Raw genomic sequence first — 12,685 nt, 5'->3', positions numbered from 1 at the left:
GTATACATAGCAAAAAAAAGTAAAGTTTATTGTGACAACCATAATAAAATCGGGGTTTTACCAACGAATTACTAAAAAACAAATTAATGTTAAAAAAACGTTATTTTACTAAATGTTGTGGTATTGTATAGGTGAAAAATATAAATGTATAGTTCTTAAATTTCAAGAATATAATTTGTTAAGCTCGACTCGTGTGGTAAATCCATTTTTTTTCTTAATCTGTACCTTTTTACCTCTACACTTCTTGGTGAAATATTAAGTAGCGGAGCTATTTCTTTTGATGAGAGATTTAACCGGAGATAGGCACATAGCCTTAAATCGTTTGACGTTAACGAAGGATGGATGGCCTTAATCTTTTTCAAAAAGTCTTTATCGGCATTATTAAAAGCTTCTTCAAACACATTCCAATCATCTGTATTGTTAAGGTTTTTATCAATGATTCTAATTACAGAATTTAAGTTTTTATCATTATCCGAAACATTTTTAAGCTCCTTTTTTAAATTGTTTAAAAACTCATTCTTTTTTATTAGACTCATTGTGGAAATTCCCAACTCACGGTTTTTGCTTTCAATATCCTGTCTTAATTTTTCGTTGTTAAAACGCATAAGCTGTTGTTGGTTCTCCAATTCCTTTAACTCCAAGTCCCGTGCCGATTTTTGCATCAACTTTTCCCGTTGTTTTCTGTAATAGCGTTTGTACACATTATGCATCAACGATGTAATAAGCAAAAACAAAACAACATATATAATGATTGCCGTGTTTGATACAACCCATGGTCTTTCTATAGAAAAACTATAGGTTGCCGTATTATTTGTTATTCTATTGCCAACCTTTGCCCTAACGTTAAAAACATAATCGCCATAGGGCAAGTTTTTAAATAATATACTTGAGTTCGCCGACCAATCGCTCCACTCCGGATAAATCCCATTTAATTGGTATTGATACTCGGTGTCTAAATATTTATTAAATTCTGCTACACTGTACGTGAATTCTATGTTATTGTCTTTGTTTTCAAAATCCCCTTTTATTTGCTTATCTACAACCTGAAGGCCATCCTTTACATCGCTTTTTGTAATTGAATTAATTGAAATGCTATACACTTTTTCTTTTATTTGATCTAAATCCAAAACCAAATAACCTGTTGATGTACCCATTAAATGTTTATTGTTTTGCAGATATGAAATGTTTTCGTAACCTGTTAAACCTTTGGGCAGTGCCGTTGATAAAGCGATTTTTTTAACTCGTGGCACACTGCTTAACTTGCCTGGAGAAACATAGCTCAGATTTTTTTTAGAAAAGCTCCACAGAATATTGTTTTCTTTATCGGATATGAGTTTTCCCGAAGTATATTCATCTTTCGAATACAAACTATTTAAAACAGAATCTACAACAAACTGTTCTTTTTCAGGATGGTACTTAAAAACGCCTTCCTTATAGGCATAAAAAATCGAGTTGTTATATTTAATCACACTAGAATTCAGCCCTTTGCCCACTATAGAATCTTTAATAATCTCAGTGGCTTTTGTAAAATCCTTATCAACTTTTATCTTATAAATGCCTTTAGATTCGTGGCTTACAAAAATATTGTCTTTATAAATTTCAAAAAACTTACTTGAGATATCAAACCCTTCTATTTTGTTTCTCAAAATCCATTTGCCATTTACTTTTACAATTACATTAAGCCCGTCGTAATTACCTTGAAGCAGTACATTTTTCGAGCTGTCTATCGGTACAATATTCCAAGTGCCCTGAACATCAACCACCAAATCTGCGGTATTTTTATCTATAAGAAATGTGCCGGTATCGTGCCCGCAAAACAAGGTGTCGTTAAGCTCTACCAAACACCTAACAGGGCCTTGGGTGCCTTCAATAAACTCAAATTCACCATTAGCGTTAATAGGCTTGCAATACAAGCCTTGGTTTGTGCCCAAATACAAGTAATTGTTGTACACTGCCGATGCGTAAACGGTCCCTATCTTCCCTTCTTTATCGTTATAAATTCTAAATGGCGATTTAATATTTATACAATTAATACCGTTATCCAAAGCCAGCCAAATGTTATTTTCGGCATCTTCAAAAATGGCATGTATAGTGTTATTACTTAAACCGTTTATGATGTTGATGTGATAATTGATTTCTCCATCTTCTGTTAAATGAAAAATGCCATTCGACCTGGTTCCGAGCACAAAACTACCATCTCGCAATTTTGTACTTCGGTAAACACCACTTTCGGGAACAAGCTTTCTAGCAGGAATATCCCATTGCTCAAGGCCCTTGTTGTCTAAAACATAAAACCCTGTGTTTTCAGTTTCAATTAATAGTTTTCCTTTATGATTAAAAACATTAACCAATAAATTGTTTTGTAATACGGTGTGATTTGAAATTACTTTAGACTTGCCATTTTCAATCTTATACAGGCCATCCTTGGTTTGCTGAAAGTAAATGCTACCATTCACCTTAAACATTTTATAAATGGTGGTATCGGAATCAATTACAGAATACGATACATCATTTTTATTATATATATAAATTCTTTCTAAAGATTGAAACAATATGTAATCGTCTAGATTTATAATATTCCAAAACTCTTCTTCTTCTAAAAAATCGATTTGAAGCTTTTGGGAAAGCGATGTGTAAAATAAATCTCCAAACTTGTTTCTTTTCCAATAACCGAACTCTTTGCTACAACCGGTGTAAATAACATCGTCAAAAACACTAACAGATCGGATTATAGTTTCGTTTGGCGATGGGTATAAACGCCAATTTGCACCATTAAATTCCAGCAGACCTTTATTATTGCCAACATAAATATACTTGTCTTTTGATTGCGCAATAGACCAGTTTTGATTTTCAGCGCCATAAGATTTTGGTGTGTAAACATCAATGGGAGGCATTTCTTGTGCAACCAATACAAATGAGCACAAAAAAAACAATAGTGTAGTAAGGCAAAATAATTTTTTCAAGGGTAATGCAGTTAATGTTGCGTTACCAATATAGCACAAATCCTTTAACTAATTACATTCTATAATACGTTGTATGGTTTTTGTATGGTTTTATGTAAGACAAAAAAGCAATATCAAAAAGTGCTTTTCACATGGTTTTACTCCATAAAAAAACTCCAAAACAGTGTTATTTCGGAGTTTTTTCTGTGCTTATTACAATTGAATAATAATTAAAATTACAATTTCGTTTTTAACTATAATTTAAACCAATTTCGAATAATATCTTTTTCAATTTGATGGTTTCCTTTATGGATAAACTCATTTTTAATGGCGCTATATTCATAATCCTTACCCCAATCTTTATGGTTTTTGGAAACCGCCTCAATGGCATCGCAAATAAGGTGCACTTCGTTATTGGTCATCGTTGGGTGAATAGACATGCGCACCCAGCCCGGGCGCTCGATAAGGCAGCCATCGAGTATTTTTTTCTCTATGGATTTTGATGTGGGCTCATCCACATTCAGCAAATAGTGCCCGTAAGTGCCGGCACAACTACATCCGCCACGGGTTTGCACGCCAAACCTGTCATTTAAAAGTTTTACTATTAAATTGTAATGCGCATCTTCAATATAAAATGAAAACACGCCCAATCTATCGGTGTGGTTTTCGGCGAGAATACGCAGGTTTTCAATTTTTTTAAGGCGTTTAAAAATAATGGCATTGAGCTCGTGCTCCCTGTCCAAAATGTTTTCAACACCCATTTTTTCTTTCAATCGAATGGACAGCGCTATTTTAATGGCCTGTAAAAAACCGGGGGTTCCGCCATCTTCACGTGTTTCAATATCGTCAATATAATCGTGGTCGCCCCAAGGGTTGGTGTAGCTCACCGTTCCGCCACCGGGGTTATCCGGTACCAGGTTTTTATACAGCTTTTTGTTGAAGATTAAAACACCCGAAGACCCCGGCCCTCCCAAAAACTTATGTGGGGAAAAGGTAATGGCATCTAAATACGCATCCTCGTTATCCGGGTGCATATTGATGCTTACATAAGGTGCAGAACACGCAAAATCCACAAAGCACAGGCCGTTGTTTTGGTGCATTACACGAGCCACGTCGTGATAGTTTGTTCGGATGCCCGTAACGTTGGAGCAACCTGTAATGGCCGCAATTTTTATGGGGCAATCCTTATGCGTTTCAATTAATTCCTTTAATTTATTGATGCAGGGCAATCCCTCATCGTTTGAAGGGATCACTTTGACTCTTGCAATGGTTTCCAACCACGAGGTTTGATTGGAATGGTGCTCCATGTGGGACACAAAAATAATGGGGCGTTTCTCCTCCGGAACCTGGGTGTGGTCCTTTAGGTTTTCGTTTATTTTTAGCCCCAATATACGCTGAAACTTGTTAATTGCCCCGGTCATGCCCGTGCCAACGGTAATGAGAACATCGTCTTTTGAAGCGTTGACATGCTTTTTGATAATGTGTCGCGCATCGTGATAAGCCAATGTCATGGCCGAACCCGTAACGGATGTTTCGGTATGCGTGTTGGCCACGTATGGCCCAATATGGTTAAGCAGTTTGTCTTCTATGGATTCGTACAGTCTTCCGCTAGCGGTCCAATCGGCATAAATTATTTTCTTTTTGCCGTATGGCGATTCAAACTCTTGGTTTATGCCAATAATTTCTTCTCTAAAAGGCTTGAAATAAGCCTCAAGATTGGATTTGCTTGCTTTCTTGCTTACAATGCTTTTAAGTGGATTGGCCATAAACTAAATACTTAAAAATAATAACAATAATACCAATTCATGCATGGAGCAATGCTACTTAAGTTACTTTGGTATTACCAAAACATGGCTTTTTATAATACTAAGCCAGCTTAAATTAACTCACGCTAACTTTAAATGCCATTTAATCTAGCCTTCTTTCGCCGCCAAATAACGTTCTGCATCTAAAGCTGCCATACAACCTGTTCCCGCAGCTGTAACCGCTTGTCGGTACACATGGTCTGCGGCATCACCAGATACAAAAACACCGTTTACATTTGTTTTTGATGTTCCTGGCACATTGATAATGTACCCCGTTTCATCTAGGTTTAAATAATCCTTAAAAATCTCGGTATTTGGAGTGTGTCCAATGGCTACAAAAAATCCTGTGGCTGGAATCTCGTGCTTTGCATTGGTTTTATTATTGAATACTCGTACACCTGTTACTACTTGTCCGTCACCTAAAACCTCATCGGTTTCCGTATTGAATAAAATCTCAATATTTTTGGTGTTTTTAACCCTTGCTTCCATAATTTTTGAGGCTCTAAACTCATCACGTCTTACCAGCATGGTTACTTTTGTACAGAGTTTAGACAGATAATGTGCTTCTTCGCAAGCGGAATCTCCGGCACCAACAATTACAACTTCTTGGTTTCTATAGAAAAACCCATCACATACCGCACAGGCCGAAACGCCACCGCCTAGGTTTAAATATTTTTGTTCTGATTCTAAGCCTAAATACTTAGCTGATGCTCCTGTTGAAATAATTACGGTATCACAGTGAATTTCTTTTTCATCATTAACCCATACTTTATGAACATCACCCGAAAAATCTACTTTAGTAATCCAGCCATCACGAACATCGGTATCAAAGCGTTCTGCTTGTTTTTGGAATTCAATCATCATTTCCGGTCCCGTTATGCCATCAGGATACCCTGGGTAATTTTCAACGTCGTTGGTGGTAGTTAATTGTCCACCAGGTTGCGTACCTTGGTATAAAACGGGTTTCATGTTAGCTCGTGCTGCATAAATGGCAGCTGTATAACCTGCAGGTCCAGACCCTATAATTAAGCATTTTACTTTTTCGATTGTATCAGACATATTTTCAAATTTTATAGTTGCAAAAATAGCTTTTTTTGCCTCAATATATAAATAGAAGTTATCAACAGTTTTTATTAAAAGATAAGGTGAATTTATAAATAAAGGAGTCTAAAAAATAAAGGAATCACAACCCTTCGTTACGCAACACTTGCGGCTTCTATTCGTATAAATTTGGCATAACGAATTGTTTGATTGAGCAACTCTACACTTGTTATGGTTTTTTAACCAAAAGATATCAACTATTACAACATCCTTGAAAACTATAAAACCCTGTAAATCATACGATTTACAAGGTTTTAGTTTTCTTTGGTATTAATTTTAGTCGGGGTGGCAGGATTCGAACCTGCGACCTCCGCGTCCCAAACGCGGCGCGATAACCGGGCTACGCTACACCCCGAATTGGTTACCCCCTTTTTAAGGACTGCAAATATATGGCTTTTCTTTATAAACAAACAATAAATTTAAGTAAATTGTGGTTTCATTTAATATGTAAAATTATGAGTCGAAAACCTTTATATTTTATACTAACTTTCATTATTAGTTTTAACGCTTGCGCTCAAGACAAAAACCCTGTAAACACCGAACATTCTTATGAAACCGTTGTTTCCGATTTAAACAATCCTTGGGGGTTTGTTTTTTTGCCCGATGGTTCGATGCTTATAACCGAAAAATCCGGAGAACTAATCCATTTCAACAATGGAGTAAAATCTATAATTTCCAGAATGCCTAAAATAGAAGTCCTTGGTCAAGGCGGTTTAATGGACATCGAATTGCATCCCAACTACAAAAACAATGGTTGGTTGTATTTGTCGTATGCCTCGTCAAACGATGATAACGACGGTGCCAACACAACCATAATGCGGGCAAAACTTAAAAATAATGTACTAACCAATAAAGAAGTGCTTTACAATGCGTTACCAAACACAACCCGCGGACAACATTTTGGGTCGCGAATTGTTTTTGACAACGATGGGTATCTCTATTTCACTATAGGAGACCGCGGGAATCGCGATGTAAACCCCCAAGATATTACCCGTGACGGTGGTAAAGTGTATCGATTAAAAGACGATGGAAGCATACCCATAAGCAATCCTTTTACCAACAAAGCCGGTGCCAAAAAAGCCATATATTCATACGGTCATCGCAATCCACAAGGCATGGTAAAACATCCTGAGACCGGTAAAATATGGACGCACGAACACGGTCCCAAAGGTGGCGACGAAATCAATATTATTGAAGCGGGCAAAAATTATGGCTGGCCCGTAATTAGCTACGGCATAAATTACAGCGGCACTAAATTTACCGAGCTTACCGAAGCTCCGGGTATGGAGCAGCCCATACATCATTGGACACCTTCCATTGCGCCCAGTGGTATGGCGTTTATAACCAGCGACATTTACCCCAATTGGAAAGGCAACCTTTTAGTAGGCTCTTTAAAATTTCAGTACCTTAACAGGTGTGTTATTAAAAACAATGCGGTTGTTAAACAAGACCGCCTATTGGATGACATTGGTCGCGTGCGCAGTGTACGCCAAGGTCCAGACGGCTATATTTATGTTGGGGTTGAAAATGTTGGCATAGTTAAAATAATTCCGAAGAAATAATCTTAGATTTGTGTGATGCTAAATAACCTCTAAAATGATGGATAACAAATTTGGATTTTATTTGGTTTTATTAAAGTTTATAAACATTTTTTAGATGCTAATAATAGGAATTGCAGGCGGAACGGGCTGTGGAAAAACAACGGTTGTCAATCAAATTTTAAACGAACTTCCCGAAGGTGAAGTTGGTGTTATTTCGCAAGATTCATATTATAAAGATACCACACATTTAACTTACGAAGAACGCGTTAAAATAAATTTCGACCACCCAAGATCCATCGATTTTGATTTATTGGTTAATCATTTAAAAGAACTAAAAACAGGCAAACCCATACACCAACCGGTATATTCGTTTGTAAAACATAACAGAACGGGCGATACCATTTTAACGCACCCAAGAAAAGTTATGATTGTTGAAGGCATTTTAATACTTACAAACCCAGAATTGCGGGATATGTTCGATATTAAAATATTTGTGCACGCCGATACCGACGAACGTTTAATTCGCAGATTAAAACGCGATATTTCCGAGCGCGGTAGAGATATAAACGAAGTGCTTTTGCGTTATCAAAACACCTTAAAACCCATGCACGATCAGTTTATAGAACCCATGAAAGAGTACGCAGATATTATCATTCCAAACAATAAATACAATACCGTTGCCGTAGATATTGTTAAAACCATTATTAACGAAAAACTGTAAATGGCACAATTCAAAAAAAATAAATACTTAAAACCTTTTAAAAATTGGTTTATACTCATACTTGTGGTTTTTGCGGTTTGGATGCTGTTTTTCGATACCAATTCGTGGCTCATTCATCATGAATTAAATTCAGATATTGAAGCTTTGGAGAATGAAAAAAAATACTATAAACGAGAAATTGAAAAAGATAAAAAAGCCATTAAAAAATTAAGCACAGAAGAAGGCATGGAAAAATTTGCTAGGGAATCCTATTACATGAAAAAGGATGATGAGGAAATTTTTATTATTGAATACGAAGACAGTTTAAAAACAAAAAAAGATGACTAAGCGTTTGTTTGATGGTTTCAACTCGGTGTCGGCAAAGCAATGGAAACAAAAAATTCAAGTCGATTTAAAAGGCGCCGATTATAACGATACCCTTATTTGGAATTCCAACGAAGGCATTGCGGTAAAACCGTTTTATCATGCCGATGATTTTGATGAGTTCCCAAAACCATCAAACACCAAAGCCACACAATGGAATATCTGCCAAACTATTTTTGTTGCCGATGTTGAGAAATCGAATCTAAAGGCTATTGATGCTATTGAAAGAGGCGCAGAAAGCATCAAATTTATTATTCCGAATGATTCCGTTTCAATTGAAGGTTTATTGAAAAATATCAACCTTACTTCTACCCTTTTCTATTTCGATTTACAGTTTTTAAATAACGACTATGTTAAACAACTTTCTGTCATTCCTACGAAGGCGGGAATCCACATTCAAACAGATATCATAGGAAATCTAGCCAAATCTGGCAACTGGTTTAACAATTTAAAAGACGACCACAAGCATTTTGAATCTATCGTAAAAAACACCAATACGTTTAGCGTAGATGCATCGTTGTATCAAAACGCAGGTGCCAATATGGTGCAACAACTGGCTTATGGTTTAGCCCATGCCAACGCGTATTTAAATCATCTTGAAAACATTATTGATAACGAAAAAAAATCAACGTTCAATGCTATCTTCCAAGTGTCGGTTGGCACCAATTATTTTTTCGAAATCGCAAAACTCAGAGCGCTAAGAACACTATGGAATACATTAGCTTCAGAATATAATATCAACCCAAATTGCAACATCATTGCAGTTCCAACAAAACGCAACAAAACGCTTTACGATTACAACACCAACATGTTGCGCACCACAACCGAGTGCATGAGCGCTGTTTTGGGTGGCGCCAATACCATTTGCAACTTGCCTTACGATGCGATATATCATAAAAACAACGAATTTGGCGAGCGCATTGCCCGAAATCAATTGCTTATTTTAAAGCACGAAAGTTATTTTGATAAAGTAAACAATCCTGCCGATGGTGCTTATTATATTGAAAGTTTAACCCATCAGCTTGCCGAAAAAGCTTTAGAATTATTTAAGGATATTGAGGCCAACGGCGGCTTTTTAAAACAATTGAAAGAAGGCACCATTCAACGGAAAATAAAGGAAAGCGCCAACAAAGAACAACAGCAATTTAATGCTGGCGAAGAAGTGTTATTGGGAAGCAACAAACACCCCAATACAAACGATAAAATGAAGGACGAACTGGAATTATATCCGTTTGTAAAAACCAAGTCGAGAAAAACATTGATTGAGCCTATTGTTGAAAAACGACTTGCCGAAAGCTTAGAACAAAACCGATTAAAAACCGAATAATTTTAAATTTTATTACACCCATGAAAACACCATTTTTTAAACTTTTTGTAATCGCATTAACTTTTGGTTTGATAAGTTGTAAAAATGAAAACACACTAACAGAATATAAATATGCCGACAAAGGCTTGGTTTTAACTTGCGAAAACGTAAACTCCAAATTATACAGCGAAGCCCTATTTGCTTTTGAAGATGATATTTTAAAGTATTATGGTAAAAACAACCCAAACGCCTCGTTAGTTCAGGCTTACGGTCAGTTTATCAGAAATGCTATTTACGGCAGGTTAAAACACGAAGACATCGTTTCGCCACATACTGTTATGGTTTTTGAAACCCTAAAAAACGAGAACGACTTGTGGGATGCCAACAACCCAGAAAGCTATTTAAACTATAACGGTGCTTTGGTAAAATGCATTGCTATAAATATGCAAAACCCAGATTTAAGAGCAACTTTTAATTCGTTATTAAAAGTAAACAGCATGAGTCCGAAACCTTTTGGCGCACCGTTAATGTCTAATTACAGGCATGCGTTAAGCGATAAATACTTGGCAGCTTACATCGCTTTCGATTTGTATTATGCGAAGCTGTTTAATAAAGATTTGTCAAGCGCCAATGCTGAAAAATCCGTGCAAAAAGTAGATTTTAACAAAACGCCACAATAAAAAAATTGGGTAAACCAAAATGTCTAGAAAAAACCTCCAACATATTACAATTAAGCCAGCGGCCAAAAACCAAAAACCAATGGTCCATAGCTCGTTTTTGACCGCTGAAGATATTCCTGTAAAATCAACCTATTCAAAAGACGATTTGCAACATATCGAGCATCTTAATTTTGTTGCGGGCATAGCACCAAATCTTCGTGGACCGTACAGCACCATGTTTGTACGCAGACCGTGGACCATTAGGCAATACGCTGGATTTTCTACAGCCGAAGAAAGCAATGCGTTTTACAGACGCAATTTGGAAGCGGGACAAAAAGGCTTATCGGTGGCATTTGATTTGGCAACACATCGCGGTTACGATTCCGACCACGAACGAGTAGTTGGCGATGTTGGAAAAGCTGGAGTTGCCATTGATTCGGTTGAAGATATGAAAGTACTTTTCAACCAAATTCCACTCGATAAAATGTCGGTTTCAATGACAATGAACGGTGCCGTTTTACCCATTATGGCATTTTACATTGTTGCCGCCGAAGAACAAGGCGTGAAGCCGGAACAATTGGCAGGCACCATTCAAAATGATATTTTAAAGGAATTTATGGTGCGCAATACCTATATTTATCCGCCAACACCTTCCATGAAAATCATTTCTGATATTTTTGAATTTACCAGTAAAAACATGCCAAAATTCAACAGTATCAGCATCTCGGGTTACCACATGCAAGAGGCTGGTGCGACCTGCGATATCGAACTCGCTTACACCTTGGCCGATGGATTGGAATACATTAGAAAAGGATTGGACGCCGGCATGGACATCGATACCTTTGCCCCGCGCCTATCTTTCTTTTGGGCGATTGGCATGAATCATTTTATGGAAATTGCCAAAATGCGTGCGGCTCGTATGCTGTGGGCGAAATTGGTAAAACAATTCCATCCGAAGAATGAAAAATCGCTTGCCCTACGCACCCATTGCCAAACTTCGGGTTGGAGTTTAACCGAGCAAGACCCGTTTAATAACGTAGCTCGAACCACCATTGAAGCGGCTGCGGCGGCTTTTGGCGGCACACAAAGTTTACACACCAATGCCTTGGACGAAGCCATTGCCTTACCAACCGATTTTTCGGCTCGAATTGCCAGAAATACACAAATATTTCTACAAGAAGAAACTAAAATCACCAAAACAGTCGACCCTTGGGCGGGTAGTTTTTATGTTGAAAAATTAACACATGACATCGCCCAAAAAGCCTGGGCTTTAATTGAAGAAGTGGAAGCCTTGGGCGGCATGACCAAAGCCATTGAAGCGGGCATTCCTAAAATAAGAATTGAACAAGCCGCGGCACGCAAACAAGCGCGGATTGACTCTGGACAAGATATCATTGTTGGCGTTAACAAATACAGGCTCAAGGAAGAAGCGCCCATACAAACTTTAGAAGTCGACAACCAAACGGTTCGTAATCAACAAATAGACAGTTTAAATAAGCTAAAAGCCGAAAGAAATAACGATAAAGTAAAAAGGGCTTTATCGAAATTAACCGAAGCAGCAAAATTTTCCTTAAATTCGATAGATTCAAATACTAAAGATAATCAAGAAATAAATTCAAAAGACCCCCACTTTCGTGAGGATCACAATTTGCTAGCTTTAGCTGTTCAAGCAGCTCGCGAACGCGCGACTTTAGGCGAAATCAGTGATGCTTTGGAAGTTATTTTCGGACGTTATAAGGCGCAAATAAAATCCTTTTCCGGTGTGTATAGTAAAGAAATAAAAAACGATAATAGCTTTAATAAAGCAAAAGAATTGGCCGATATTTTTGCCGAACAAGATGGGCGACGACCTCGCATAATGATTGCAAAAATGGGACAGGACGGTCACGACCGAGGTGCCAAGGTAGTAGCCACCGGATATGCCGATGTGGGTTTTGATGTCGATATTGGCCCCTTATTTCAAACACCACAGGAAGCTGCCAAACAAGCCGTGGAAAACGATGTGCATATTTTAGGGGTTTCCTCGCTTGCTGCGGGACACAAAACATTGGTACCGCAAGTTATTGAAGCTTTAAAAGCTTACGGTCGCGACGATATTATGGTGATTGTTGGTGGCGTCATACCCAAACAAGATTACCAATATTTATTTGACGCGGGTGCTGTAGCTGTTTTTGGCCCAGGCACAAAAATTAGCGATGCCGCGATTAAGATTTTGGAGATTTTGATTGATTAGTGGATGTTGATCCT

At 37.5% G+C, this 12,685-nt stretch carries 9 protein-coding genes and 1 tRNA gene; 6 read left to right on the top strand and 4 right to left on the bottom strand.

Annotated features, from left to right (window positions below; all coding sequences use genetic code 11):
• Window positions 1-155: 155 nt before the first annotated feature.
• The 4 genes from RNZ47_RS15220 to RNZ47_RS15205 form a co-directional block, all read right to left on the bottom strand.
• Window positions 156-2,963: a triple tyrosine motif-containing protein gene (locus tag RNZ47_RS15220; RefSeq protein WP_311942293.1), complete on the bottom strand. Its 2,808-nt coding sequence runs from the start codon at window positions 2,961-2,963 to the stop codon at window positions 156-158.
• A gap of 233 nt (window positions 2,964-3,196) precedes the next feature.
• Window positions 3,197-4,708, bottom strand: a complete 1,512-nt coding sequence (locus RNZ47_RS15215; protein WP_311942289.1) for an aminotransferase class V-fold PLP-dependent enzyme — start codon at window positions 4,706-4,708, stop codon at window positions 3,197-3,199.
• 147 nt (window positions 4,709-4,855) lie between these two features.
• Window positions 4,856-5,806 carry a thioredoxin-disulfide reductase gene (gene trxB, locus RNZ47_RS15210; protein WP_311942286.1) on the bottom strand — a complete coding sequence of 317 codons (951 nt, stop codon included), beginning with the start codon at window positions 5,804-5,806 and terminating at the stop codon, window positions 4,856-4,858.
• A gap of 322 nt (window positions 5,807-6,128) precedes the next feature.
• Window positions 6,129-6,203 (bottom strand) — tRNA-Pro (locus RNZ47_RS15205).
• A gap of 100 nt (window positions 6,204-6,303) precedes the next feature.
• Here RNZ47_RS15205 and RNZ47_RS15200 point away from each other — a divergent pair.
• The 6 genes from RNZ47_RS15200 (at window position 6,304) to scpA (ending at window position 12,671) form a co-directional block, all read left to right on the top strand.
• The gene (locus RNZ47_RS15200) at window positions 6,304-7,410 is read left to right on the top strand and encodes a PQQ-dependent sugar dehydrogenase (RefSeq protein WP_311942283.1); all 1,107 of its coding nucleotides are present in this window, start codon (window positions 6,304-6,306) and stop codon (window positions 7,408-7,410) included.
• Between the two features lie 94 nt (window positions 7,411-7,504).
• On the top strand, window positions 7,505-8,110 hold the full coding sequence (udk, locus tag RNZ47_RS15195) for a uridine kinase (protein WP_311942278.1): 606 nt from the start codon (window positions 7,505-7,507) through the stop codon (window positions 8,108-8,110).
• Window positions 8,111-8,437 (top strand): FtsB family cell division protein, encoded by a 327-nt coding sequence (locus tag RNZ47_RS15190; RefSeq protein ID WP_311942274.1) that lies wholly within the window; start codon window positions 8,111-8,113, stop codon window positions 8,435-8,437.
• The gene (locus tag RNZ47_RS15185; protein ID WP_311942271.1) at window positions 8,430-9,800 is read left to right on the top strand and encodes a methylmalonyl-CoA mutase subunit beta; all 1,371 of its coding nucleotides are present in this window, start codon (window positions 8,430-8,432) and stop codon (window positions 9,798-9,800) included. Before RNZ47_RS15190 ends, RNZ47_RS15185 begins: the two co-directional genes overlap by 8 nt.
• Before the next feature lie 20 nt (window positions 9,801-9,820).
• A complete protein-coding gene (locus tag RNZ47_RS15180) occupies window positions 9,821-10,459 on the top strand; it encodes a hypothetical protein (protein WP_311942266.1) in 639 nt (212 codons plus the stop codon).
• Between the two features lie 19 nt (window positions 10,460-10,478).
• Window positions 10,479-12,671 (top strand): methylmalonyl-CoA mutase, encoded by a 2,193-nt coding sequence (gene scpA / locus RNZ47_RS15175; protein ID WP_311942263.1) that lies wholly within the window; start codon window positions 10,479-10,481, stop codon window positions 12,669-12,671.
• The last annotated feature ends 14 nt before the right edge of the window (window positions 12,672-12,685 follow it).

Source organism: Hwangdonia seohaensis (assembly GCF_031932625.1).
In the GTDB taxonomy this organism is placed as follows: domain Bacteria; phylum Bacteroidota; class Bacteroidia; order Flavobacteriales; family Flavobacteriaceae; genus Hwangdonia; species Hwangdonia seohaensis.
Note: the sequence above shows the minus strand (reverse complement) of the source record. Positions and strands in the feature narration are given on the sequence as shown.